The organism is Citrobacter sp. wls619 (assembly GCF_005281345.1).
Lineage (GTDB): Bacteria > Pseudomonadota > Gammaproteobacteria > Enterobacterales > Enterobacteriaceae > Citrobacter.
Genome location: NZ_SZXJ01000101.1, coordinates 333012 through 358227, shown reverse-complemented (window position 1 = coordinate 358227; position 25216 = coordinate 333012). Strand labels below are relative to the sequence as shown.

Here is a 25216-nt window from a genome sequence, read left to right as displayed (position 1 = left end):
GATATAATATGGCGGGAAAAACAGGCAGCTTATTAAGCTGCCTGTCATGTAAATAAATTTTCGAGGAGACTATTCCAGTGGGACGTAAATGGGCCAATATTGTTGGTAAAAAAACGGCTAAAGACGGTGCAACGTCTAAAATATATTCCAAATTCGGTGTGGAAATCTATGCTGCGGCTAAACAAGGTGAACCAGACCCAGAATTAAACACAGCTTTAAAATTCGTTATTGAACGTGCGAAACAAGCCCAGGTTCCAAAGCACGTTATTGATAAAGCTATTGATAAAGCCAAAGGTGGCGGCGACGAAACGTTCATGCAAGGGCGTTATGAAGGCTTTGGCCCAAGTGGTTCCATGATTATCGCTGAAACCCTGACTTCAAACGTTAACCGCACGATTGCTAATATCCGCTCAATCTTCAATAAAAAAGGCGGGAATATCGGCGCGGCAGGTTCTGTCAGCTACATGTTTGACAATACTGGTGTGATCGTATTTAAAGGCACTGACCCTGACCATATCTTTGAAATTTTGCTTGAAGCTGAAGTTGATGTTCGTGATGTCACCGAAGAAGAAGGCAATATCATTATTTATACTGAATCTACAGACCTTCATAAAGGAATTGCAGCCCTCAAAGCGGCGGGAATTACTGAATTCTCAACCACAGAATTAGAAATGATAGCTCAATCAGAAATTGAACTTTCACCAGAAGATTTAGAAATCTTTGAAGGACTTGTTGATGCCCTTGAAGATGATGATGATGTTCAAAAAGTATATCATAACGTTGCAAATCTCTAATTATAAAATAAAGAAATCTGTCATTATGGCAGATTTTATAAATTGTAATTCCGTTATAATCAACATGTCTGATAAGATGTGTTGATTATAAAAACAGATAAAAGTACTATCGCTAAAAGAAACGTGTTAATTGAAATTCAAAACCTTAGCTATCTGATAATAGATGGAAAAGGAGCGCCTGCAAATTCAGGTTTCAATACTGAGTCGTATTATCTTGAGTAAGGACAGTGCTGGTATGAATATTATTGAAAGTGGTATTCGTGACGTAAAACAAGGTAAAAATGTCAAAGTAGTCATGCCTGTAAATCTTTATGAATGCGAGCTGGGCCATGATGTGTTTGTCGGACCATTTGTTGAGATACAAAAGGGATGCGTCATAGGCGACAGAACTAAAGTGCAGTCCCATACTTTCATCTGTGAGAACGTTACCTTAGGCGAAGACTGCTTTATAGGGCATGGCGTGACCTTTGCTAACGATCTTTTCAAGAGCGGAAGTCCTGATGCTTCTGCAAAAAGCTGGATTAATATTGTATTAGGCAATGCAGTAACGGTGGGTAGTGGAGCCACAATTTTAACAACGGAAATTTGCAGTGGTGCGGTCATTGGTGCCGGTAGTGTGGTGACAAAGCCCGTGCTGGTTAAAGGCGTGTATGCTGGCAATCCGGCCAGACTGTTGCGAAAGCTCTAAGTATTACTTTTGCCATCGCGAACCCCAATTTATGTTCTTCCCAGACCGTTCATGTCGATCCCTCTTGTTCGCAGACACGGCGACTATTCTTGCTGCTCATGCCATCTAAAGAAACGTCTGCTGCATCAGACGTTGCGTTCCTCTGAACGGTGCCGTAGGCCATGGCTCATTTCCTGTAGTTCATTGATTAGTCTTGCTAAATGGAAGCCATCGCACACGGAGTGATGTACCTGAACGGCGAGAGGTAACACTACTTTCCCATCTTGTTCATAGTATTTTCCAAGTGTGAACATGGGGGCAAAAAAGTTCTGCATGTTCGCAATGTTGATATTAAAACTGGTAAAACTGACCCAAGGAATAGCCGATACGAAAAATACATTTTCCGGAGACTCTCCCTTTGGCCAATAAGAAAGATTATGACAATAGCGTGCAACGTCTTCTGAATAAGTGTTTTGGAAGTGATGAATATTGCCATCGTAGCGGCTCCATAATGATGAAAAAGTCTCAGTTTCATTATGGAAAATGGTATAGCTGGGATGAACTTCATTCCATATGACAAGCTCATTGTTCTTTATGGCCATACGGAATTCAGTATGCTTGTTGACAACGTTAGCAAGGAGGGAAATCATCGTAGGGTAAAATTTCCAGCCAACTTCTTTTATATGTTTTAGTACCGCGGTAATGTCTAACAGAACCGTCTGGTTAATGGTACTTTGAGCAAAAGACTGAAATACCTCAAAATGCTCTTTCCTTGCCCAACGAGATAAGTCAACAATCGTATATTCTGGAGTCGTTTTTTCCACTTTTTATCCTTTGATTTGCAATCAAATACCATATTTTAGCCTAAGTCTTTCCGTGACTTAATCAAGCTGCATGTCCCGAAGCATGTTACCGGCGAACGCATGTGTGAGAGTAGCGTATCCTTATACAGGAGGAACGATTAAAGCCTCTTTACAAGAGACTTTGCGCCCCTGGATTTACGATATCATTCATCAATATGTAACGTGCTTCTTTGCGCGTGTATTGATCGATTAATGGCACAAGTCGTCTGAAGTGCTCACTCGCACAATGTTCATCGAGCGCCGCGTGGTTTGGCCATTCTTCTATAAAAATAAAATGCCCGGGATCTTTTTCATCAATATAGAGGTCATAAGCAAGACAGAGCGGTTCTTTCTTCGTGGCGGATATGAGTTCACGATACAAAGGGAGAACGGTTTCAATATATTCAGGTTTTATAAAATCTTCAGCAATGACCTTTAACATGTCGCCTCCTGGCAGAAAATGAATGCACACTCTGCAATGAAGATATCATTTAAGCAAGATGGCACCGCGTGATATCGGCTGATGAATGAATCATTCCAGCTATCAATCAGATGATGCGTATAACTGTGATCCACCTCACCTCCCGGCAACCAAAATCTCCTGCGACTCGACGCCATCCTCTATCTGTTGCGCCACCTTTTGTAAGGCCGGAAGATGTTTTTCCGCAGCCTGTTCGATGGTCATCGCGCTGGCCATATACACCAGGTTCAGACAGCCGATCACCCGCTGTTCACTGCGAATGGGGACGGCGATGGAGGCGATTTTTTCCTCCTGATCCCAGCCGCGATAGTTCTGGCCAAAGCCGTCTTTCCGCGCGCGGGTCAGGATGGCATTGAGCTTCAGCGGCTCACGCGCCAACTGGAATTCTTCTCCGGGTCGTGAGGCCAGCATTTCGATCAGTTCCTGACGTTCATTCTCCGGGCAAAATGCCAGCCAGGTCAGACCGGAGGCGGTTTTTAATAGCGGTAAGCGACGTCCTACCATCGCGCGGTGAAACGATAAGCGGCTGAAGCGGTGGGTGGTTTCACGTACCACCATGGCATCCACATCCAGGGTGGAAACGTCGGTCGGCCAGATGACCTCGCGCAGCAAATCCCCCAACAGCGGGGCGGCAAGCGCAGAAATCCACTGCTCGTCACGAAATCCCTCACTGAGCTGGCGGACTTTAATGGTTAAACGAAAGCTGTCATCGGAAAGGCTGCGCCGGACGTAACCCTCATCCTGCAACGTTTCCAGTAGTCGCCTGACCGTAGTGCGGTGCAGGCCGCTCAGCTCAGCCAGCAGGCCAACGCTGGCCCCACCGTCGAGTCGGTTTAACATATTTAATAACATTAATCCGCGCGTTAATCCGCGTACGGTTTTGTATTCGGTACCGTCATCACTTTTCATATTTATTGACAAATCTACAGGTAAAACAACGTTGTGTACTTAGTGCACATCCAGGCATGTTTTGATTGTAGCGCAAAAACTCACTCCTATACTGACCGCACAATAAAAAATTATTTACATCTTTTTAACAAAATGAATTGCGCCTCGCCAGGGTCTGCAATTGCGTTTTGTCCGAGTAGTGAGGTTCTGAAATGACAACGATAAACCCGGATATCCAGCCTGCTGTACAGCACACCGTGCAGGTGGCGATTGCTGGTGCCGGCCCGGTAGGACTGATGATGGCCAACTACCTTGGCCAGATGGGCATTGAGGTACTGGTGGTGGAGAAACTCGATAAACTGATCGACTATCCCCGTGCCATCGGCATTGACGATGAAGCGCTGCGCACCATGCAATCCGTTGGCCTGGTCGAAAACGTTCTGCCGCATACCACGCCGTGGCACGCGATGCGCTTTCTTACGCCGAAAGGCCGCTGCTTTGCCGATATCCAGCCGATGACCGATGAATTTGGCTGGTCGCGCCGCAACGCATTCATTCAGCCACAAGTGGACGCGGTGATGCTGGAAGGGCTGTCGCGTTTTCCCAATGTGCGCTGCCTGTTCTCCCGCGAACTGGAAGCCTTCAGCCAACAAAACGGCGAAGTGACGCTGAATCTGAAAACGCCAGACGGTCAGCGCGAAACGGTGAAGGCGCAGTGGCTGGTGGCCTGCGATGGCGGCGGCAGCAATGTCAGACGTTCGTTGAATGTGCCGTTTGAAGGTAAAACCGCGCCAAATCAATGGATTGTGGTGGATATCGCCAACGATCCGCTCAGCACACCGCATGTCTATCTGTGCTGCGATCCGGTGCGTCCGTATGTCTCTGCCGCTCTGCCTCATGCGGTGCGTCGCTTTGAATTTATGGTGATGCCGGGGGAAACCGAAGCGCAACTGAGTGAGCCGCAGAATATGCGTCAGCTGTTGAGCAAAGTGCTGCCGAACCCGGATAACGTCGAACTGATCCGCCAACGCGTATATACCCATAACGCCCGTCTGGCCGAACGTTTTCGCATTGACCGCGTACTGCTGGCAGGCGACGCGGCGCACATTATGCCGGTCTGGCAGGGGCAGGGTTACAACAGCGGTATGCGTGATGCCTTCAACCTGGCGTGGAAACTGGCGTTGGTGATCGAGGGTAAAGCCGGTGATGCGCTGCTGGATACCTACCAGCAGGAACGCCGTGACCACGCCAAAGCGATGATTGATTTGTCCGTTACCGCAGGCAACGTGCTGGCTCCGCCGAAACGCTGGCACGGCGCGGTGCGCGACGGAGTCTCCTGGTTGTTGAACTACCTTCCGCCAGTCAAACGCTACTTCCTCGAAATGCGCTTTAAACCGATGCCGCAGTATCACGTCGGGGCGCTGGTACGTGAAGGCGAGGCGAAAACGTCACCGGTCGGCAAAATGTTCATCCAGCCGAAGGTGACGCGGGAAACGGGCGAGGTGACGCTGCTCGACAACGTTATCGGGGCGAATTTCGCGGTCATTGGCTGGGGCTGTAATCCGCTGTGGGGCATGAGCGAGGCACAGACCCAGCAGTGGCAGGCGCTGGGCACTCGGTTTATTCAGGTGGTGCCGGATACGCAGATTGCCACCGATCAGGATAACCATGACGGCGTTATCCGCATTGGTGATACGCAGAACCGTTTGCGTGCGTGGTTTGCTCAGCATAACGCCGCGCTGGTTGTGATGCGCCCGGATCGCTTTGTTGCTGCCGTTGCCATTCCGCAAACCCTGGGCAATACCCTGAATAAACTGGCGTCGGTGATGACGCTGACTCGCGTCAATGCCGATCTTCTTGTTGAAAAGGTAGCCTGATATGCACGCTTATCTTCACTGTCTTTCCCACTCACCGCTGGTGGGCTATGTCGACCCGGCGCAGGCTGTGCTCGATGAAGTCAACGGCGTGATCGCCAGCGCACGCGCACGCATTACGGCGTTCGATCCTGAACTGGTGGTGTTGTTTGCCCCCGATCATTACAACGGTTTTTTCTACGACGTGATGCCACCGTTCTGTTTAGGCGTAGGTGCCACGGCGATTGGTGATTTCGGCAGCGCGGCGGGGGAACTGCCGGTGCCGACAGATCTCGCAGAAGCTTGCGCCTACGCGGTGATGAAAAGCGGTATCGATCTCGCCGTTTCCTACAACATGCAGGTCGATCACGGCTTCGCGCAGCCGCTGGAGTTTCTGCTCGGCGGCCTGGATAAGGTGCCGGTGTTGCCGGTGTTTATTAATGGTGTCGCCACGCCGCTACCGGGCTTCCAGCGTACCCGCATGCTCGGCGAAGCGATTGGTCTTTTCGCCAGTTCGCTGAATAAGCGCGTGCTGTTTTTAGGCTCCGGCGGCCTGTCGCATCAGCCGCCGGTACCGGAGCTGGCAAAGGCTGACGCGCATATGCGTGACCGTCTGCTCGGCAGCGGCAAACAGCTACCCGAAAACGAGCGAGAACTGCGCCAGCAGCGGGTGATCAGCGCCGCCGAGAAGTTCGTGGTCGATCAAAACACGCTACACCCGCTTAATCCCGTCTGGGATAACCGCTTTATGACCCTGCTTGAGCAGGGGCGTTTGCAGGAGCTGGATACGGTCAGTAATGAAGAGTTGTCCGCGATGGCGGGTAAATCAACACACGAAGTTAAAACCTGGGTTGCCGCCTTCGCCGCCATTTCTGCCTTTGGCAACTGGCGCAGTGAAGGCCGTTATTACCGCCCGATCCCGGAGTGGATCGCCGGGTTTGGCTCCCTGAGTGCCACTACACAGAACTGAAACAGAACTGAATATGCAGGAGAACATGATGACTTATCAACCGCAAACCGAAGCCGCCACCAGCCGTTTTCTGGAGGTGAAGGAAGCAGGCGAAACCCTACGCGTGCATTTCAATGACTGTGGGCAGGGCGAAGAGACTGTTGTGCTGCTGCATGGCTCTGGTCCGGGCGCGACGGGCTGGGCGAACTTCAGCCGCAATATCGATCCGCTGGTGGAGGCGGGTTACCGGGTGATCCTGCTGGATTGTCCTGGCTGGGGAAAAAGCGATGGGATCGTTAACCGTGGGTCGCGATCCGATCTCAATGCCCGCATCCTGAAAAGTGTGGTTGATCAACTGGATATTCAGAAAATTCACCTGCTGGGTAACTCGATGGGGGGCCACAGCTCAGTGGCATTTACCCTGAGCTGGCCGGAACGCGTGGGCAAACTGGTGCTGATGGGCGGCGGGACGGGCGGCATGAGCCTGTTTACCCCGATGCCAACTGAAGGAATCAAGCGCCTGAATCAGCTGTATCGCGAACCGACCATCGAAAACCTGAAACTGATGATGGAAATCTTCGTTTTCGATACCAGTGATTTGACTGAAGCGCTGTTTGAGGCGCGTCTGAACAACATGCTGTCGCGCCGCGATCACCTGGAAAATTTTGTCCAGAGTCTGGAAGCTAACCCGAAACAATTCCCGGATTTCGGTCCACGTCTGGCGGAAATCAAAGCTCAGACCCTGATCGTCTGGGGGCGCAACGACCGCTTTGTGCCGATGGATGCGGGCCTGCGTCTGCTTTCCGGCATTGCTGGCTCTGAGCTGCACATTTACCGCGATTGCGGGCACTGGGCGCAGTGGGAACATGCGGAAGCCTTTAATCAGTTGGTGCTGAACTTCCTCGCACGCCCTTAAGGAACGGACATGACGAATCTTAATCTTGAACAGTTAGCCGCCGATTTACGTCAGGCTGAAGAAAAAGGGGAAGCCATCGCCCCGTTGCGTGAGCTGATTGGCATGGACAACGCCGAGGCGGCTTACGCTATTCAGCACATCAACGTGCAGTACGACGTGGCGCGTGGGCGTCGTGTGGTCGGACGTAAAGTGGGGCTGACGCACCCGAAAGTGCAGCAACAGCTAGGCGTCGATCAACCGGACTTCGGCACACTGTTTGCCGACATGTGCTACGGCGATAACGAAACTATCCCGTTTTCCCGCGTGCTGCAACCGCGTATTGAAGCCGAAATTGCGCTGGTACTGAACCGCGATTTGCCTGATGCCGACACCACCTTTGATGAGCTGGTCAACGCCATTGAGTGGGTATTACCGGCGCTGGAAGTGGTCGGTAGCCGTATTCGCGACTGGTCAATTCAGTTTGTCGATACCGTGGCGGATAACGCCTCCTGCGGCGTGTATGTGGTCGGTGGTCCGGCGCAACGTCCGGCGGGATTAGATCTGAAAAACTGCGCGATGACAATGACGCGTAATAACGAAGAAGTCTCCAGCGGACGCGGCAGCGAATGTCTGGGGCATCCGATCAACGCCGCTGTCTGGCTGGCGCGCAAAATGGCCAGCCTCGGCGAGCCGTTGCGTGCCGGAGACATCATTCTCACCGGGGCGTTAGGTCCGATGGTGGCGGTGAATGCGGGCGATCGTTTTGAAGCCCATATCGACGGTATTGGTTCAGTTGCCGCCACCTTTTCTGCGGCGGCTACAAAAGGAAGTCAGTCATGAGTAAGCGTAAAGTCGCCATTATCGGCTCCGGCAACATCGGCACCGATTTGATGATTAAAATTCTGCGTCACGGCACGCATCTGGAGATGGCGGTGATGGTCGGTATCGACCCTGAGTCCGATGGTCTGGCACGCGCCCGGCGCATGGGCGTCGCCACCACGCACGAAGGGGTGATGGGGCTGATAGCGATGCCGGAGTTTGCCGATATTGACATCGTCTTTGATGCCACCAGCGCGGGGGCGCACGTGAAAAACGATGCCGCCTTACGGGCGGTGAAACCAGGCATTCGCCTGATCGATCTCACCCCCGCGGCCATTGGCCCATACTGCGTACCGGTGGTGAATCTGGAAGCCAACGTTGATCGGCAGAACGTCAATATGGTGACCTGCGGCGGGCAGGCGACTATCCCAATGGTGGCGGCGGTGTCTCGTGTGGCACGTGTCTATTACGCCGAGATTATTGCTTCAATTGCCAGTAAGTCGGCGGGGCCGGGCACCCGCGCCAATATTGATGAGTTTACTGAAACCACGTCGAAGGCGATTGAAGTTGTGGGTGGCGCGGAAAAAGGTAAAGCCATTATTGTGCTTAATCCTGCCGAGCCGCCGCTAATGATGCGCGATACGGTGTATGTGCTGAGTGAAGCGGCCTCGCAGGTGGAAATTGAGGCGTCGATTAATGAAATGGCGGCGGCGGTACAGGCGTATGTGCCGGGCTATCGTCTGAAGCAACGCGTGCAGTTTGACGTCATCCCGCAGGATAAACCAGTGAATCTGCCGGGTATCGGCCAGTTCTCCGGACTGAAAACCGCGGTCTATCTGGAAGTGGAAGGTGCGGCGCATTACCTGCCAGCCTACGCCGGCAACCTCGATATTATGACCTCCAGTGCGCTGGCGACCGCAGAGAAGATGGCGCAGTCACTCACTCGTCAGGCAGGAGAAGCAGCATGAACGGTAAGAAACTCTATATCTCTGACGTGACCCTGCGCGATGGCATGCACGCCATTCGTCACCAGTATTCACTGGATAACGTGCGCCAGATTGCTAAAGCGCTGGACGATGCGCGAGTCGATTCCATTGAAGTGGCACACGGTGACGGTTTACAGGGCTCCAGCTTTAACTATGGCTTTGGTGCGCACAGCGATCTGGAGTGGATTGAAGCGGCGGCGGAGGTGGTGAAACACGCCAAAATCGCCACGTTGTTACTGCCGGGTATCGGCACCATTCACGATCTGAAAAATGCGTATCAGGCCGGTGCGCGGGTCGTGCGCGTGGCGACCCACTGTACCGAAGCAGACGTGTCGGCCCAGCATATTCAGTATGCGCGCGAGCTGGGGATGGATACCGTCGGTTTTCTGATGATGAGCCACATGACCACGCCAGAGAACCTGGCGCAGCAGGCGAAGTTGATGGAAAACTACGGCGCGACCTGTATTTATGTGGTTGATTCCGGCGGCGCAATGAATATGAGCGATATCCGCGACCGCTTCCGCGCACTGAAAGCCGTACTGAAACCGGAAACGGAAACCGGGATGCACGCCCACCATAACCTGAGCCTCGGCGTGGCGAACTCAATTGCCGCGGTGGAAGAGGGCTGTGACCGTATCGACGCCAGCCTCGCGGGGATGGGCGCAGGTGCAGGCAATGCGCCGCTGGAGGTGTTTATTGCCGCAGCGGATAAGCTTGGCTGGCAGCACGGCACCGATCTGTATGCGTTGATGGACGCCGCCGACGATCTGGTGCGCCCGCTGCAGGATCGCCCGGTGCGGGTGGATCGTGAAACACTGGCGCTGGGCTATGCCGGGGTGTACTCCAGCTTCCTGCGCCATTGCGAAGTGGCGGCAGCGCGTTACGGTTTGAGCGCGGTCGATATTTTGGTTGAACTGGGCAAACGCCGAATGGTCGGCGGCCAGGAAGATATGATCGTTGATGTGGCGCTGGACCTGCGCAACAGCAAATAAAAATGATTACGCGGCTGGCAATGTACCAGCCGCGATTCACCTGCATCGTGAACTCTGAGGGACATCTTATGACGACCCGTACCCCCGCCTCCTCTTCGCGCCTGACGCTGACTGTCGGGCTTTGCTTTTTAGTCGCCCTGATGGAAGGGCTGGATCTACAGGCCGCCGGTATCGCTGCCGTTGGTATCGCTCAAGCCTTTGCGTTGGATAAAATGCAAATGGGCTGGATCTTCAGCGCCGGGATTTTGGGATTGCTGCCCGGCGCGTTGGTGGGCGGCATGCTGGCCGACCGCTATGGGCGCAAGCGCATTCTCATTGGCTCCGTGGCGCTGTTTGGCCTGTTCTCCCTGGCAACGGCGCTGTCGTGGGACTTTTCAACGTTAGTCATCGCCCGCCTGATGACCGGCGTCGGACTGGGAGCCGCATTGCCGAACCTGATTGCCTTAACCTCCGAAGCCGCGGGCCCGCGTTTTCGTGGTACGGCGGTGAGCCTGATGTACTGCGGTGTGCCAATTGGCGCGGCGTTGGCGGCGGCGCTCGGGTTTAGCGGTCTGGCGTCCGCCTGGCAAACGGTATTCTGGGTGGGAGGCGTGATCCCGCTGCTGCTGGTGCCGCTGTTGATGCACTGGCTGCCGGAATCGCAGGTTTATACCCAGCAAACACAGGTGGATGCCGCGCCGCTGCGCGCGCTGTTCGCACCCGCGACCGCGACCGCCACGTTGCTGCTGTGGCTGTGCTATTTCTTCACCCTGCTGGTGGTATACATGCTGATCAACTGGCTGCCGATGCTGCTGGTCGAGCAGGGCTTTCGCCCATCGCAGGCGGCAGGCGTGATGTTTGCCCTGCAAATCGGTGCAGCCAGCGGCACGTTAATCCTTGGGGCGTTGATGGATAAGCTGCGCCCGGTGGTGATGTCATTACTGATTTACACCGGGATGCTGGCCTCGTTGCTGGCGTTGGGGACGGTTTCGTCATGGAGCGGCATGCTGATGGCCGGCTTTGTCGCGGGCATGTTTGCTACCGGCGGACAAAGCGTGCTGTATGCGCTGGCGCCTCTGTTTTATAACACGTCAATCCGCGCCACCGGCGTAGGCACTGCGGTGGCGGTTGGGCGTTTGGGCGCAATGAGCGGCCCGCTGCTGGCGGGGAAAATGCTGGCGCTGGGCACCGGAACGGTGGGGGTGATGGCGGCTTCTGCGCCGGGCATTCTGCTGGCCGGTCTGGCGGTATTTATCCTGATGAGCCGTAAATCGCAGATGACGGTCCAGGCCAGCGGTTCCTGAGGGTCATCCGGTTGCATGAACGGGAACACTCGCTTCCTACTTCCGGGTGAACGCAAGTCGGCGGCTCTGTTGCCAGAGTTTACATACAGTCTGGCAACGGAGGCGTTATGAGCTGGCGGCCCTTTTTATATCTCATTATTAACCCTCATCCAGTGTTGAGCGCCCGACGCGGGCATCTGCATCTGGTGCAGGGTTGACTTTGCATTCTGTCAACAAACACGGTATAACAAACCTTCTTTGGATGTTTAGATGTCCATACGTTTAGAAGGTTATATGCAAACAACACAACAAAATGCGCCACTGAAGCGCACGATGAAAACACGTCACCTGATTATGCTCTCCTTAGGCGGCGTGATTGGCACAGGGTTATTCTTCAATACCGGGTACATCATCTCGACCACGGGGGCGGCGGGAACGCTGCTGGCTTATCTGATAGGTGCGCTGGTGGTCTGGCTGGTGATGCAGTGCCTGGGCGAGTTGTCGGTCGCGATGCCGGAAACCGGGGCGTTTCACGTCTATGCTGCGCGCTACCTCGGACCGGCGACGGGGTATACCGTCGCCTGGCTCTACTGGCTGACCTGGACTGTGGCGCTGGGTTCGAGCTTTACCGCTGCCGGATTCTGTATGCAGTACTGGTTTCCTCAGGTGCCGGTATGGGTCTGGTGTGTGGTGTTCTGCGCGATTATTTTTGCCCTCAACGTTATCTCTACACGCTTTTTTGCCGAAGGGGAGTTCTGGTTTTCGCTGGTGAAAGTGATCACCATCATCGCGTTTATTCTCCTCGGCGGAGCGGCTATTTTCGGCTTTATCCCGATGCAGGATGGTTCACCCGCGCCGGGGCTGAGCAACATCACGGCGGAAGGCTGGTTCCCGCACGGCGGCCTGCCGATCCTGATGACCATGGTCGCGGTGAACTTTGCCTTTTCGGGGACCGAGCTTATCGGTATTGCCGCCGGCGAAACGGAAAATCCGCGCAAGGTGATCCCGGTGGCGATTCGTACCACCATCGCCCGGTTGATTATTTTCTTTATCGGCACTGTGTTTGTACTGGCGGCGCTGATCCCGATGCAGCAGGCGGGCGTGGAGAAGAGCCCGTTTGTGCTGGTATTCGAGAAGGTGGGCATTCCGTACGCCGCTGATATTTTTAACTTCGTGATCCTGACCGCCATTCTTTCTGCGGCGAACTCCGGGCTGTATGCCTCCGGGCGCATGCTGTGGTCGCTGTCGAATGAACGTACGCTGCCTGCCTGTTTTGCGCGAGTAACGAAAAACGGTGTGCCGCTGACGGCGCTGTCGGTCAGTATGCTCGGCGGTGTGCTGGCGCTGTTTTCCAGCGTCGTGGCCCCGGATACGGTGTTTGTCGCATTGTCGGCTATTTCCGGATTTGCGGTAGTGGCGGTGTGGCTGAGTATCTGCGCCTCACATTTTGTGTTTCGCCGCCGCCATCTGCAGCAGGGTAACGCATTGAGTGAATTGCATTATCGCGCCCCGTGGTATCCGCTGGTGCCGGTACTGGGTTTTGTGCTGTGCCTGGTGGCCTGTATAGGGCTGGCATTCGATCCCGCGCAGAGAATTGCGTTGTGGTGCGGGTTACCGTTTGTTGCGTTGTGCTATGGTGCTTATTTCCTTACTCAACCCCGTAACGCAAAACAGGAGCCAGAACATGTCGCAGAATAATCCGTTACGCGCTCTCCTTGAGAAACAGGATGTCCTGTTGCTGGATGGCGCGATGGCGACGGAGCTGGAAGCGCGAGGGTGTAACTTAGCCGACAGCCTGTGGTCAGCCAAAGTGCTGGTAGAAAACCCGGCGCTTATCCGCGAAGTTCACCTGGATTACTTCCGGGCAGGGGCGCAGTGCGCAATCACCGCCAGCTATCAGGCAACACCCGCGGGTTTTGCCGCGCTCGGCCTGGATGAGGCGCAGTCGAAAGCGCTGATTGGCAAAAGCGTGGAGCTGGCGCGTAAAGCGCGTGAGGCGTATCTGGCGGAAAATCCGCAGGCCGGGACGTTACTGGTGGCGGGTTCCGTCGGACCTTACGGCGCGTACCTGGCCGATGGCTCTGAGTACCGTGGCGATTACGCGTTAAGCATTGAAGCGTTACAGGCGTTTCATCGTCCGCGTGTTGAAGCGTTGCTGGATGCCGGGGCCGATCTGCTGGCCTGTGAAACCCTGCCAAATTTTGCCGAAATTCGCGCGCTGGCTGAGTTGTTGACCGCGTATCCGCGTGCGCGGGCATGGTTCTCGTTTACCCTGCGTGATAGCGCACATCTGAGCGACGGTACGCCGCTGCGCGACGTGGTCGCTTTCCTTGCGCAATATCCGCAGGTGGTGGCGTTAGGCATTAACTGCATTGCGCTGGAAAACACCACCGCTGCGTTGCAGCATCTGCATGGCTTAACGGCGCTTCCGCTGGTGGTGTATCCCAATTCCGGCGAGCAGTATGATGCGGTAAGCAAAACCTGGCATCATCACGGTGAGCATTGCGCGCAGCTGGCGGATTATCTACCGCAGTGGCAGGCCGCTGGCGCCCGGTTGATTGGTGGGTGCTGTCGCACTACGCCTGCGGATATCGCCGCGCTAAAAGCGCGAAGCTGAGCGTTTATCGAGTCTACATCGTTTACTGTAGGCCTGATAAGCGCATCAGGCATTGCTGGATGGCGGCACAAGCGCCTTAGCGGCTCTACAGTGAATGATGTGACGATACGGCTATTGTGATTTTAGGTAATAGACCGCACTCACTCGTAGCAGGCCTTAAAGCAAATCCAAACGTTTTTGTGAGTGGGTTATTACCTGTTGCTTCTTACGACCGGATTGTTGACCAGATATAGGGTGCATTGAAGTAAAATTAAATAAAGGGACTCCATTGGAGTCCCTTTATTTAGAAAATGATAAAAAAACCGATCATTATTGGAATGCAAATCAATAATGACAATGATTCAATTCTAAATCCTAGTGTTAATTTTGTTGGAAGATTTCTTATTAGATTATACCCTTCTATACTTATACCGTGATGTAAATGCTTATGGTATTTAAAGTTTAAGCTTCTGGTTATAAAACTAACTTTCGTATTATATAAATATGGAGTAGCAAAAACACTTGCATCTTTGCATAACTTTGCTGAAAGCGGTAGGGGACCTATCTCTTTCTCGTATATGTCAACTATTTTTTCGTATGCTTTTTTATTGTAAAAATAACATATCATGAATATTAAAAAATCAAATACAAACGCAAGGCAAATTAAGTTTTTTATAATCTCATCATTTTCAATGAAAAATATTATCATATATAATATGATCTCCTACATAATTACCTAATTTTTCACCAGCGTCCTCGCCATATTTTTCTGCAATCTTACCTGACGCAATAGTAACACCAACCCCTGTAGCAAAACACAGTGCAGCACCGACCCCTCCAGCTTCTATAGTAGAAAGCCCTAATACCCACGTACAAACCACATTTGCTGCACGTCCAGCCGCCAGACCAGTAAGCATACTACTAGCCTGTTTGAATCCAAATTTACTATATTCAGTAATAGCGGCTTTTTTGCATGCACTTTCACGGCCTTTTGCACAGGCATCATAAATATTTGATGTATATCCAGCGAAATCTAAACCTATGCCAACAAAACCAACGGTTTTCATCAGTTTAACTAATTTTGCTGAATTTTCAATATATGTAGCATAGCCCTCTATATTATCCACTCCAGTTTTATCCCATTTATGCATAATTGAGCTTGTTGATAAACCTAAAGCTTTTTTAATACTATTATATTCTTCCAGATTAAGATGGGTTTTGGAGAATTTATTTAAGATAACATTTAATTTTTCAAACAGTCTTGCTCGTTGACCAAAAAATTCCTCCCCAGATATGATTCCTTTGTTATGGGTGTACGTATCTTTATATAACTCCTGAATTTCAATTAATATTTGTTTTATTTCTTCGTAATAACTTTTACCTATCTCACTAATATATCCAAAACCATCTCCAGCATTTCCTAAATAATTACCGAAAAGTTGATGTGAAAATGCATCCACGGCGCCTTTGTTATCATGCAATAACTTTGCATCCTGTAAGGTAAGTGGGGCCAGAGCTTTATCAATTCGATCTCGTGCTTTTTGTAATACTTTAATCTGATGTTGATCTTGTTTTTCAGGATCTACAACAATCAGAATTGAACCAGGCTGTTTTTTTATATCAGGATTCAGTTTGTGATATAGCTCTCTCGTACCATCGGGGGGATTAATAAAAATATACGGTTCATATGTTGATGGTTTAGCCTCATAGGGTAATACACAAAATCCCGCATCTACAGCCTCACGAGGCGGTTTATCCTCTTCAGCTTCAGCCGGACAATATGGCCTATGTGCCATCGTGAGCGGTTTTGGTGCGTTCTGCGGCGTTACAGAGACCACTCTGTTTGTGACTGGTTTAGGTGTGGAGAGAACTTCACTCTCATAGAAATAACTGACATTTGAAATTGAGTTAATAAATCGACATTTGCAAGGGCATGTGCCAACGCTATGTGCTGTTCCGGCAGCCTGAACACCATGTATAAAATAACCTGGTTGCCCTCCTGCTATGTGGTAGAGTTTTTTATCTTTACCACAGATATAGCTATCGCCATGTCGTGCCGTTGGCTGTCCGTCGAGTATATGATTAGTACAACCTGTTAAAATAGTACCACCGCAGGTTGTTTTATCTCCCACTCTTAAAAAATAGGCAATTCCCATACAAGTCTCATTTTAATAAAGTTAAATTTTCCGGATTACAAAAAATCCAGTCATTTTCCCATGTTGCCATATAAACACAATCTTCGATTTTATTGGATTCTTTGAATTGCATATTATTATAAGCTATTAAACTTTGTTCTTTTAAATAGTCATTATGATAATTGCATTGTGATTGAGTATGACTTAGAAAATCAGAGAATCTTTTCTTCCACATTTGATGAAATCTATCTGTAACTTTTTTGGGTATTTTTAGGGTGGGGAGTCTTTCATTTTCACTGAAACTGCTAAAAGTATATTTGACGGGGATTGTAACTTGAGCCAAATGATAACCATGATATATAATATTGCATTGTTTATCGGCCCAAAATCCCGCACTCAACAGCAGATAATAATCATCGCTATTTTTGGTGATCTTATTATTTTTTATCATTTCCTCAATATTAAAATCATCCAGTGCATATACGCTCCACTTTTCATTAAATTTTTTCTCTAAGTAAGTGGAGTAAATTGATGCTTCCATCTTTGAATAAAAAATTAGAATGCCTTCTATACTTCGATCGTATCTCCTCCACAATGGCTCTAACATTTCTTCTTTTTTATGCGTTGTTTTGTTGTATATTCCACTGACACGACCCAATACCCATAATTCGTGCTCGCTTATATATTGGGTATCCTGATTTTCTTCCCGGTAAAAATACATTTTCTGACTCTCTCTCATCCGTTGAAAGCATGATGACAAACTATTTCCTCTATAAAAGCTGTGCTGCTGATCGCATAAGGAATAAAAAAGCCTGAATCCAGTTCGTGATGATTCAGGCTTGAAATAATTAAAATCACATGCATTCACTTAATAAATATATTATGGTGATCTTTCCTTTTTTATAATCAAATTAATTTTATCTGGTCCGTTGTTTGATCGTAGTCCGGCACAAATCATGCCGCATCCGCCAGGATAAACATGCCGTACGGGTGGATTTCGAGGTAATACTGTTCGCCAACGTCCGGCTGCAGACGCGTGGCGTTAACCTGCAATAGAATCTCCTGCCCGTGCCACTCTACCGTGACCTCATACTGCGGCCCCATATAGGCCACGTGGCGGATCACGCAGCGCTGACTCTCTTCGCCGCGATCGCTAAGCGTGATGGCCTCCGGGCGCACGCCGACCATGCCTTCCCCCTGCGTGCCAAAGTGCGGCGGGCGCGGCAGATGGTAGCCGTAGATATCAACGTAGTTGTCGCTGAAGGTCGCCGGAAACAGGTTGGCATCGCCCATAAAGCTCGCCATAAAGCGTGAGGCCGGCTGGCGATAGAGATCCTGCGGCGAGCCAATCTGCATGATGTGCCCCTTGTTCATGACCAGTACGGTATCGGACACCGCAAAGGCTTCGCTCTGATCGTGGGTGACGTACAGCGAGGTGATATCAAACTGTTTTTGCAGCTCGCGGATCTTATCGCGCATGCTGCGGCGCAGGTTGGCATCGAGGTTACTCAGCGGCTCATCAAACAGCAGTACCTTTGGTTTGAGGATCAGCGCGCGCGCCAGCGCTACGCGCTGCTGCTGCCCCCCGGAGATCTGATCGACGTAGCGCTCTTCGAACCCCTCCAGATCGACCATCGCCAGCGCCTCGTTGACGCGAGACTTCACCTCTGCGCGCGATATGCCAAGCATCTTCAGGCCATAACCGACGTTCTCCCCCAGCGACATATGCGGGAACAGGGCGTAGGACTGAAATACCATACAGATATCGCGCTGTTGAATAGAGCGGTGGGTGACGTCTTCGCCATCAATAAAAATCTGCCCTTCGCTCGGTTTTTCCAGTCCGGCAACCAGGCGCAAAATGGTGGTTTTGCCACAACCGGACGGGCCGAGCAGTGTCACCATTTGCCCCTGCGGGATGGTGAGGTTGATATTGTCGATAACCGTGTTGCTGCCAAATCGTTTGGTGACGTTGCGCAGTTCAACGAAATTTTTCTGAGTCATAGTGCGCTCCATTACGCCTGGTTTTTGGCTTTTGAACGGGAGGTACGTGATTCACCGATCAGCCAGTCAAAGATAAAAATAATCGCCAGCATTACCACGATCAGAATCGAACCGTAGGCAATCGCCACGCCGTATTCGCCGTCTTCCACGCGGTTCAGTATGTAAGCCGTTGCCACACGGGTATCCGGCGTGACGAGGAACACAATGGCGCTGACGGTGGTAATGGCGCGGACAAAGCTGTAAATCAGCGCTGAGAGGATTGCCGGGCGCAGCAGCGGCAGCAGGATGTGCGTAATAGTACGCAGCGAACCGGCGCGCAGACTGAGTGAGGCTTCATCCAGTGATTTATCGATCTGGCCTAAGCCCGCGATACCTGCCCGGATACCGACCGGGACGTTACGCATCACCATCGAGATAATCACGATGGCTGCGGTACCGGTGAGGTACACCGGGGCGCTGTTAAAGGCCAGAATATATGACACACCTGCGACGGTGCCCGGTACGGCAAAGCACAACATGGTGGTGAACTCGATGGTCTTCTTACCTTTGAACTGCTGACGCACCACAATCCATGCGATAAGCAGACCGAAGATGGCGGTGATCGGTGCGGCAATCCCGGCGTAGAGCAGGGTATCGAGCAGTGAAGGCCATGCACCGTCGCTCATTCCCTGGCCGAACAATTTGGTAAAGTTCGCCAGCGTCAGGGTGTAGTCCACGCCCCAGTTGACGGTGAAGCTGCCGTAGAAAATGCTGCCGTACAGCAGGGCGTTGAAGGCAATCCACACCGCCAGCAGGGCAACCACGCTCCACACCAGCGTGACCGGTAGCGGCTGCACGTCGCCACGATAGGATTTACCGGAAACGGTGACATACGAGCGTTTACCGATCCACATGTACTGCACGCAGAACACCAGCAGCGAGAACAGCAGCAGGAAAGCGCCCAGCGTACTGGCGGCCTGGTAGTCGAGCTGTGAGCCGGTGATATAGAAGTAAATTTGCGTTGCCAGCACGTCGAAGTTACCGCCGAGCACCAGTGGGTTACTGAAGTCGGCCAGCGACTGCACCACCACGATCAAAAAGGCGTTCGCCAGCGCCGGTTTCAGCAGCGGGACAAATACGCCGTTAAAGGTCTGCCAGCGGCTGGCGCGTAGGGTGTACGACGCCTCTTCCAGCGAGGGATGAATGGTTTTGATCGCGCCGTCGAGGATCATAAACGCCATCGGGGTAAAGGCCAGTACCTGCGCCAGCCAGATGCCGGTAAAGCCGTACAGCCAGTTGGTGTTGGTTAAGCCAAACCAGTCGACCATAAATTCGGTGATGTAGCCGGAGCGTCCCATCATCAGGGTGACACCCAGGCCAACGACAAACGGCGGGGTGACGATCGGCAGAATCGAGAAAATACGCCCGATAATGGCGCTGCGTTTGGCGATGCGGGTGGTGTAGATCGCCAGCACCAGACCAAAGAAGGTACAGCCAATACCAACGGCAATCGACAGCATAATCGAGTTGAGAATCACCTGAATGATATGCGCCTGCGAGAGCACATTCATAAACGCCAGCGGGGCAAATTCCCCGGTGTCGTTAGTGAACATCGGAATGAAAATGGCGATGCTCGGCCAGACGATAAAAATACCGATCAGCGCGACAATCGCGGTGAGCGAACCGATGACAAAACGGTCACCACCCAGCCATTCCAGACGAGTAAGCGCCAGGGTCATGATTGCGCCAAGCACCACAAACAGCACGATGGTGGCATAGCCTAAACCGCGTCCTTCAAGGGTGGCGCTGGCAACGATAAAGGCCATACAGAAGAATGCCCAGCCCGCGTCAAGATAATGGCGACTGCGCTGTTCGCGTCGGGCTTCATTAAACGGACGCACCAGCAGCAGGCTCGGCAGCAGATACCAGAGCCAGCTAATGTTGAAATGTGACCAGCTGTAGGCGTCGAGAATTTCGTCGCGCGTGGACTCCAGCAGGCCATAGTCCAGGCTCCAGCTTGGCAGCAGGGCAAACGCCAGCCAGCCGAGCAAAACCCAAAGGAATATCGCATCCCGTTTTTTCACGGGATGGAGTGCAAGTGTCTGTGACATAGCGTTTCCGGTAATGTAGGCCGGGTAAGGCGTTTACACCGCACCCGGCAATTGAACGCAACGTGGGCTTATTTACCCATCTTCACTTCGCTAACCCACTTATTGATCAACGCCTTACGCACGTCAGTGGAACCGTACTTATCCATGTCGTAATTGATAAGCTTCAGGTCGTCGAGCTTCAGCGAGTTAGGAGAGGTCTCGGCAGTGGTGTTGGTCAGGATCTGATAGGATTTGCCTTTCTTCCACGCCAGCTCCTGCGCCTCTTTCGACAGCACCCAGTCAACGAACAGTTTGGCGTTGTCGACGTTGCGCGCACCTTTCAGGATGCTGACGCCGCCGATTTCATAACCGGTGCCTTCGCATGGAGAAATCAGCTCCAGCGGTGCGCCCTGTTCTTTTTCCAGCGAGTAGTCGTGCAGGAAGCCAATGCCAATCGCTGTTTCGCCACGGGCGGCGTTACGCGCCGGAGCAATACCGGATTTGGTGTATTGCGAGACGTTGGCATTGAGCTGCTTCAGGTAGTCAAAGGCCTGATCTTCACCCCACAGTTGGGCAAAGGTCGCCAGCGCGGTGTAGGCGGTACCGGAGCTTTGCGGGTCGGCAATTTGGATTTCGCCTTTGTATTCCGGTTTGGTCAGATCCTTCCAGCATTTTGGCACCGGCAGGTTTTTCTCTTTCAGACGCTGAGTATTGACGCCAAAGCCCAGGATACCGACATAAACCGCGGAGGAGAGGTTGCCTTTTACCTTTGCCGGGTCGCGGAATTTCTCCATGATCTGCTCGAGGTTCGGTGATTTATACGGTTGCAGCAGACCCATTTCGCCCGCCTGAGACTGCGGATCCAGCGTACCGCCGTACCACACATCTGCCTGTGGGTTTTTCTTCTCGGCATCGACTTTTGCCAGCGTACTGCCCGAGCCGTTGCGAATGAATGAGGTTTTCACATCATATTTTTCACCGAAGGCTTTGGTTTCGGTTTCGCACATCTCGTTGGTGGCGCTGCAATAGACCACCAGACGACCTTGTGCTTGTGCCGCACTGCTGAAGGCAGCCAGCGCCAGAGTAGAGGCAATCAGGGTAGAGGTAAGCGTCAGTTTCATTGTTTTATCCTTTGACTGAGAGAAGGGGCGATACCCGCGATGAGCAGCGGCATCAGCAATAAACCCATAAAGACAGCGGCAACCGAGAGCAAACTGAACATCCCCGACCAGCCGTAATGTTCTATGACCAACGACAGCGGCCAACCCGCCAACGCGGCCCCCAGATAGGCGAACAGCCCGAGAAAACCGGTGATTGAACCTGCCGCCGCTTTGTGTCCGCATTCGACGGCCGCCAGACCAATCAACATCTGCGGGCCAAAAACGAAAAAGCCCACGGTAAAGAAACAGACAGCCAGCAGCGCGTAGTGGTGAACCGGCGCCAGCCACAGCGCGGCGACGGAAACCATCAGCCCCAGCGTGAACAGCAAAATCATCGGGGCGCGCTGGCCGCTGAACAGCAAATCCGAACCCCAGCCGGCAAACAGCGCACCGAGCAAGCCGCCGACCTCAAACAGCATCACCGTGGCATTGGCGCTGAGCAGATTCACGCCGTGGCTTTCCGTCAGCCAAATGTTGCCCCAGTCGTTGAGCGCGATACGGATTAAATACACCAGCACATACGACACCCCCAGCAGCCAGATCATCGGATTCTTCAGCATGGTGGTGCGTAACATTTGCCACAGCCCCATCGGCGGGCTTTGCTGCTCCTGACGCAGCTCCAGCGGGTCATGCCGCCATTCTCCAACGGTAGGGAGTCCCTCTTCACGGGGCGTGCCTTTCAGTTGCAGCGTCAGCCAGATACCTAATGCCATGCTGATGATCCCAGGTGTCAGCATCGCTGCCTGCCATCCCCACCAGTGGGCGGCAAAGGCGCTAATCAGTGGGATGATGGCCCCACCGATGTTGATTGACATATTCCAGCAGCCCCACCAGAAGCCGCGTTCGTTACGCGAATACCAGTGGGTCAGCAGGCGGGCGCAGGGCGGCCAGCCCCAGCCCTGAAAAAATCCGTTCAGCGTCCAGACCGCCAGCAGCAGCGTCAGCGATTCACCAAACGCGAACAGCACGTTTAAAACGCCGGTGGCAAACAGGCCAATGCCCATAAATGCGCGCTGCCCGTGGCTGTCGTGCCAGAGTCCCGCGGTAAACTTCGACAAACCATAGGTCAGGTAAAACAGCGATCCCAACAGACCGATATCACTTTTATCCAGTCCCAGATCCATTTGCAGTGCCGGGAGGACGTAGTTAACGCTTTTGCGCGTCAGGTAAAACGCCGCGTACCCGATGACCATGCACATCAGCAGCTGTGGACGCAGCGTCCGGTATTGTTGGTTGATGTCGGTACGCATAGTCGTCTCCGTTTTGCTGACTATAAGAAAGTGAAAGCGAAAGGGGATGAGAGAAAGTCCGCAGTGACTAAGACTTTTTCCTGGTTAAGGGGCGGTTTGTTGCAAATTTGTGGGCAGGTTAACAATTACCCGCGTGCCGTGGTTAGATTCGAGCGTCAGTTCACCGCCGAGCGCGCTGACCCGCTCGCGCATCCCCTGGATACCAAAGCCGGGAATTTTTTCAGGCAGAATGCCCACGCCGTTGTCCGTGACTTCCAGCAACAGGCAGCGATCCCGTTGGCGCAGCGCAATCGATACCTCGCTGGCATCGGCATGTTTACAGACGTTGTTGAGCAATTCCTGCAACAGACGGTACAGCGTAAAGCGCACCGTTTCATTTTCTGGCGTATTTGCCAGTCGGTAATCAAACCGGCAGTGAATACCCCGTTCGGCAAAGGCAAATTCATTGACCAGATGGTGCAGCGCATCTTTAAAAGACAACTCGTCAAGCGCGGGTGGGCGGAGCTGGCGCAGTAGCTGGCGGGTCGAGTGGTGGATTCGCCGGGCAAGATCGTTGATCTGGTTCGCCGCGTCGAGCGTTTGCTCAGGGCCCTGCGAACGTTTAACCAACTGAGACTGAATTTGAATGGCGGTAATGTTCTGGCCAATTTCATCATGCAGTTCCCGCGCCAGGCTTTTGCGCGTGTTTTCTTCGGTGCGGATCAGCTGTTCGGTCAGCGCGCGGCGCGCCGCCAGTTCGCTTTCCAGACGCTGGCGATAATGGTGCAGGTTTTGCGCCAGATGCTGCTGGCGGCTGATGGCGATTCCCAGCCCTATACCCAGCAGCGCCTGGGTGGCGAGGAAAATTTCCAGCTCCAGTAAGTTACTGAACCCGACGCCGATTTGCCGGGCGATGGTGATCATCATACTGCCGAGCAATCCGGACAACACGCCGCCCTGCCAGCCGAATTTCCACGCCATTACCACGTTCGGTAAGAACACCACGATCAGCAGCAGGCGTTCGATGTCTGGCGAGAGTACCATTTGGGTGCCGATACCAATAATAAAGAACAGGCTGCACCAGATGATAAGCGAGGTGCGCAGCGGGGGATTGGTGGTATCCAGCCCGAGCAAATGATAGCGGTGCTGCTGGCGCAAAAATTCATAGATCAGATAGACAAACGGGGTGAGCAGCACACCACCGGTAAACGACGCCAGACCGATTAACGTCGCCGGGCTTTGAATAAAGGGAGACAGCAGCGCGGTATTAAGCAGCGACGTGACCGTCACGGCGGCCAGCAGCAAGGTGAGCCGCTGCCAGTAGAGCGGGAAGCGGTGCCAGTATGATTGACCGATACTGGCCGGTATCAGGCTTATCAGCGGTGCGGCCAGCAGAAGATAACCGTTGAGTAACTGTTCGTTGTGCAGCCAGAACAGGATCAACACCGGCGGCAATACCAGCGCGGGCCAGTAGCGGCGAGGCAGCAGGATCAAGAGCGCGAGATACACGCCGTGCGGCAGAAATAATGCCGCCTGCTGACCGTTATGGGTCAGGTAAAACCCTAGCGTCCACAGCATCAGCCAGCCCGAACCCCAGGCCAGCAGAATAAACAGAGAAATAACCCAATGCCGAAGGTTACGCGACATTAATGCCCCGTTAATAGCTGGTGGTCGAGGGCAAAATGCACCAGATCGATGGTGCTGTGGCATTGCAGCTTGCCCAGTACATTCGCGCGGTGGACGTGGACCGTTTTATGACTGAGGTCGAGCTTAAAGGCGATCTCTTTCACGCTGTCACCTTTGACCAGCAGATCAAACACTTCGCGTTCGCGCGGGGTTAATACCTCCAGCACCTGTGCAGGTTGCTCACCACCGCGTAACGCCCGCAGCGCGTCGGCGCACAGGTAATGGCCTCCCATACCGACTGAGCGCACCGCCTGTACCAACTCTTCCGGCCCACAGCGTTTGGTCAGATAACCGCTGGCCCCGGCATCCAGCGCGCTTTGTACAAACGTCGGCGCGTCATAAATACTGAGAATAATGGCGCGAAAGCCGGGTTTTTGCGCCCGCAGCCGTTTTAGCAGACTCAGACCATTTTCATCCGGCATGGCGATATCCATGACCGCGACATTGACGTCCTCGCGCAGTAATGCCGGCCAGGCCTCTGCCGCACTGCTGTACTGGCCGATAACGGCGAGATCCTCTTCAAGACCGAGTAATTGCGCAAAGCCGGAACGCACCACCACATGGTCATCCACCAGCACAACATGAATCATGATATTGCTCTCTTGCCTGACAAGGATATCTATGATGCCTGCCAGCGTCACGCTGGCAATCATCGTGGTGCAGTTATGTAACGAATGTAACAAAATCGCAATACACGTCATCCTTCAAGCTGCCTCTTTGTTGGCTGCACTCAGAAACCCCAGTCACATAGTTATCTATGCTCCTGGGGATTTCTTCCCTTGCCGCCTCGACGCATCTTGAATGATTTTGTGTATAAGCATTGCCGCTTTTTTTCTAAAAACGCTTTGTTCTTAGCCAGAATTTTTAATTCCTTTATCAAATTGTGCCGCAACGAAATACTGCCTCCATAAC

At 52.6% G+C, this 25216-nt stretch carries 22 protein-coding genes and 1 pseudogene; 12 read left to right on the top strand and 11 right to left on the bottom strand.

All coding sequences use genetic code 11. From position 1 onward, the window contains the following. The first annotated feature begins 77 nt into the window (after window positions 1-77). Together FDX19_RS24215 and FDX19_RS24210 are read left to right on the top strand one after the other, a co-directional pair. On the top strand, window positions 78-794 hold the full coding sequence (locus FDX19_RS24215; RefSeq protein ID WP_137384691.1) for a YebC/PmpR family DNA-binding transcriptional regulator: 717 nt from the start codon (window positions 78-80) through the stop codon (window positions 792-794). A 235-nt stretch (window positions 795-1029) separates the two neighbouring features. Further along, window positions 1030-1482, top strand: coding sequence for an acyltransferase (locus FDX19_RS24210; protein ID WP_137384690.1), 453 nt, complete (start codon window positions 1030-1032; stop codon window positions 1480-1482). A gap of 125 nt (window positions 1483-1607) precedes the next feature. Here FDX19_RS24210 and catA read toward each other — a convergent pair whose 3' ends face one another. From catA to FDX19_RS24195, 3 genes are all read right to left on the bottom strand, one after another. Further along, a complete protein-coding gene (catA, locus tag FDX19_RS24205) occupies window positions 1608-2285 on the bottom strand; it encodes a type A chloramphenicol O-acetyltransferase (RefSeq protein ID WP_137384689.1) in 678 nt (225 codons plus the stop codon). Window positions 2286-2433: 148 nt separating this feature from the next. Then, a complete protein-coding gene (locus FDX19_RS24200; RefSeq protein WP_137384688.1) occupies window positions 2434-2745 on the bottom strand; it encodes a putative quinol monooxygenase in 312 nt (103 codons plus the stop codon). Window positions 2746-2880: 135 nt separating this feature from the next. Next, complete coding sequence (locus tag FDX19_RS24195; RefSeq protein ID WP_137384687.1) at window positions 2881-3693, bottom strand: DNA-binding transcriptional regulator; 813 nt, start codon at window positions 3691-3693, stop codon at window positions 2881-2883. A gap of 191 nt (window positions 3694-3884) precedes the next feature. Between FDX19_RS24195 and FDX19_RS24190 the strand changes: the two genes are divergently transcribed. From FDX19_RS24190 to FDX19_RS25575, 10 genes and pseudogenes are all read left to right on the top strand, one after another. Next, window positions 3885-5549 carry a bifunctional 3-(3-hydroxy-phenyl)propionate/3-hydroxycinnamic acid hydroxylase gene (locus FDX19_RS24190; RefSeq protein WP_137384686.1) on the top strand — a complete coding sequence of 555 codons (1665 nt, stop codon included), beginning with the start codon at window positions 3885-3887 and terminating at the stop codon, window positions 5547-5549. Window position 5550: 1 nt separating this feature from the next. Then, window positions 5551-6495, top strand: coding sequence for a 2,3-dihydroxyphenylpropionate/2,3-dihydroxicinnamic acid 1,2-dioxygenase (mhpB, locus tag FDX19_RS24185; protein WP_137384685.1), 945 nt, complete (start codon window positions 5551-5553; stop codon window positions 6493-6495). Window positions 6496-6523: 28 nt separating this feature from the next. After that, window positions 6524-7390, top strand: coding sequence for a 2-hydroxy-6-oxonona-2,4-dienedioate hydrolase (mhpC, locus tag FDX19_RS24180; RefSeq protein ID WP_137384710.1), 867 nt, complete (start codon window positions 6524-6526; stop codon window positions 7388-7390). Between the two features lie 9 nt (window positions 7391-7399). After that, a complete protein-coding gene (gene mhpD / locus FDX19_RS24175) occupies window positions 7400-8209 on the top strand; it encodes a 2-keto-4-pentenoate hydratase (protein ID WP_137384684.1) in 810 nt (269 codons plus the stop codon). Beyond that, window positions 8206-9156: an acetaldehyde dehydrogenase gene (gene mhpF / locus FDX19_RS24170; RefSeq protein WP_137384683.1), complete on the top strand. Its 951-nt coding sequence runs from the start codon at window positions 8206-8208 to the stop codon at window positions 9154-9156. Before mhpD ends, mhpF begins: the two co-directional genes overlap by 4 nt. Continuing rightward, window positions 9153-10166, top strand: a complete 1014-nt coding sequence (gene mhpE / locus FDX19_RS24165; protein WP_137384682.1) for a 4-hydroxy-2-oxovalerate aldolase — start codon at window positions 9153-9155, stop codon at window positions 10164-10166. The genes mhpF and mhpE overlap by 4 nt, the downstream gene beginning before the upstream one ends. A gap of 68 nt (window positions 10167-10234) precedes the next feature. Further along, the gene (mhpT, locus tag FDX19_RS24160; protein ID WP_137384681.1) at window positions 10235-11449 is read left to right on the top strand and encodes a 3-(3-hydroxy-phenyl)propionate transporter MhpT; all 1215 of its coding nucleotides are present in this window, start codon (window positions 10235-10237) and stop codon (window positions 11447-11449) included. Between the two features lie 273 nt (window positions 11450-11722). Further along, the gene (gene mmuP, locus FDX19_RS24155) at window positions 11723-13126 is read left to right on the top strand and encodes an S-methylmethionine permease (RefSeq protein WP_137384680.1); all 1404 of its coding nucleotides are present in this window, start codon (window positions 11723-11725) and stop codon (window positions 13124-13126) included. After that, the gene (gene mmuM / locus FDX19_RS24150) at window positions 13113-14045 is read left to right on the top strand and encodes a homocysteine S-methyltransferase (protein ID WP_137384679.1); all 933 of its coding nucleotides are present in this window, start codon (window positions 13113-13115) and stop codon (window positions 14043-14045) included. Before mmuP ends, mmuM begins: the two co-directional genes overlap by 14 nt. A gap of 110 nt (window positions 14046-14155) precedes the next feature. After that, window positions 14156-14278, top strand: a pseudogene (locus FDX19_RS25575) (hypothetical protein); the annotation flags it as partial. Window positions 14279-14713: 435 nt separating this feature from the next. On the opposite strand, the gene FDX19_RS24140 reads toward FDX19_RS25575, so the two are convergent. From FDX19_RS24140 to FDX19_RS24105, 8 genes are all read right to left on the bottom strand, one after another. Continuing rightward, window positions 14714-16180, bottom strand: coding sequence for a PAAR domain-containing protein (locus FDX19_RS24140; RefSeq protein ID WP_137384678.1), 1467 nt, complete (start codon window positions 16178-16180; stop codon window positions 14714-14716). Window positions 16181-16187: 7 nt separating this feature from the next. Further along, on the bottom strand, window positions 16188-16919 hold the full coding sequence (locus tag FDX19_RS24135) for a hypothetical protein (RefSeq protein ID WP_249357598.1): 732 nt from the start codon (window positions 16917-16919) through the stop codon (window positions 16188-16190). Window positions 16920-17113: 194 nt separating this feature from the next. After that, window positions 17114-18160 carry a ferric ABC transporter ATP-binding protein gene (gene fbpC / locus FDX19_RS24130; protein ID WP_137384677.1) on the bottom strand — a complete coding sequence of 349 codons (1047 nt, stop codon included), beginning with the start codon at window positions 18158-18160 and terminating at the stop codon, window positions 17114-17116. Window positions 18161-18171: 11 nt separating this feature from the next. Continuing rightward, window positions 18172-20250: an iron ABC transporter permease gene (locus FDX19_RS24125; protein ID WP_137384676.1), complete on the bottom strand. Its 2079-nt coding sequence runs from the start codon at window positions 20248-20250 to the stop codon at window positions 18172-18174. Between the two features lie 68 nt (window positions 20251-20318). Continuing rightward, window positions 20319-21350 (bottom strand): ABC transporter substrate-binding protein, encoded by a 1032-nt coding sequence (locus tag FDX19_RS24120; protein ID WP_137384675.1) that lies wholly within the window; start codon window positions 21348-21350, stop codon window positions 20319-20321. Next, on the bottom strand, window positions 21347-22639 hold the full coding sequence (gene uhpC / locus FDX19_RS24115) for an MFS transporter family glucose-6-phosphate receptor UhpC (protein WP_137384674.1): 1293 nt from the start codon (window positions 22637-22639) through the stop codon (window positions 21347-21349). The genes FDX19_RS24120 and uhpC overlap by 4 nt, the downstream gene beginning before the upstream one ends. 84 nt (window positions 22640-22723) lie before the next feature. After that, entirely contained in the window at window positions 22724-24265 is a 1542-nt protein-coding gene (locus FDX19_RS24110) for an MASE1 domain-containing protein (protein ID WP_137384673.1), read from the bottom strand. Continuing rightward, entirely contained in the window at window positions 24265-24894 is a 630-nt protein-coding gene (locus FDX19_RS24105; protein WP_137384708.1) for a response regulator transcription factor, read from the bottom strand. The genes FDX19_RS24110 and FDX19_RS24105 overlap by 1 nt, the downstream gene beginning before the upstream one ends. Window positions 24895-25216: the final 322 nt, after the last annotated feature.

Bases quoted from the DNA above. Each gene is read 5' to 3' on its own strand.
- FDX19_RS24120 (WP_137384675.1), bottom strand. From the start codon at position 21,350: ATGAAACTGACGCTTACCTCTACCCTGATTGCCTCTACTCTGGCGCTG.
- mmuM (WP_137384679.1), top strand. From the start codon at position 13,113: ATGTCGCAGAATAATCCGTTACGCGCTCTCCTTGAGAAACAGGATGTC.
- mhpB (WP_137384685.1), top strand. From the start codon at position 5,551: ATGCACGCTTATCTTCACTGTCTTTCCCACTCACCGCTGGTGGGCTAT.
- uhpC (WP_137384674.1), bottom strand. From the start codon at position 22,639: ATGCGTACCGACATCAACCAACAATACCGGACGCTGCGTCCACAGCTG.
- FDX19_RS24110 (WP_137384673.1), bottom strand. From the start codon at position 24,265: ATGTCGCGTAACCTTCGGCATTGGGTTATTTCTCTGTTTATTCTGCTG.
- mhpF (WP_137384683.1), top strand. From the start codon at position 8,206: ATGAGTAAGCGTAAAGTCGCCATTATCGGCTCCGGCAACATCGGCACC.
- FDX19_RS24105 (WP_137384708.1), bottom strand. From the start codon at position 24,894: ATGATTCATGTTGTGCTGGTGGATGACCATGTGGTGGTGCGTTCCGGC.
- mhpT (WP_137384681.1), top strand. From the start codon at position 10,235: ATGACGACCCGTACCCCCGCCTCCTCTTCGCGCCTGACGCTGACTGTC.
- mhpE (WP_137384682.1), top strand. From the start codon at position 9,153: ATGAACGGTAAGAAACTCTATATCTCTGACGTGACCCTGCGCGATGGC.
- FDX19_RS24140 (WP_137384678.1), bottom strand. From the start codon at position 16,180: ATGGGAATTGCCTATTTTTTAAGAGTGGGAGATAAAACAACCTGCGGT.
- mhpD (WP_137384684.1), top strand. From the start codon at position 7,400: ATGACGAATCTTAATCTTGAACAGTTAGCCGCCGATTTACGTCAGGCT.
- mhpC (WP_137384710.1), top strand. From the start codon at position 6,524: ATGACTTATCAACCGCAAACCGAAGCCGCCACCAGCCGTTTTCTGGAG.
- fbpC (WP_137384677.1), bottom strand. From the start codon at position 18,160: ATGACTCAGAAAAATTTCGTTGAACTGCGCAACGTCACCAAACGATTT.
- FDX19_RS24210 (WP_137384690.1), top strand. From the start codon at position 1,030: ATGAATATTATTGAAAGTGGTATTCGTGACGTAAAACAAGGTAAAAAT.
- FDX19_RS24125 (WP_137384676.1), bottom strand. From the start codon at position 20,250: ATGTCACAGACACTTGCACTCCATCCCGTGAAAAAACGGGATGCGATA.
- FDX19_RS24195 (WP_137384687.1), bottom strand. From the start codon at position 3,693: ATGAAAAGTGATGACGGTACCGAATACAAAACCGTACGCGGATTAACG.
- FDX19_RS24200 (WP_137384688.1), bottom strand. From the start codon at position 2,745: ATGTTAAAGGTCATTGCTGAAGATTTTATAAAACCTGAATATATTGAA.
- FDX19_RS24190 (WP_137384686.1), top strand. From the start codon at position 3,885: ATGACAACGATAAACCCGGATATCCAGCCTGCTGTACAGCACACCGTG.
- mmuP (WP_137384680.1), top strand. From the start codon at position 11,723: ATGCAAACAACACAACAAAATGCGCCACTGAAGCGCACGATGAAAACA.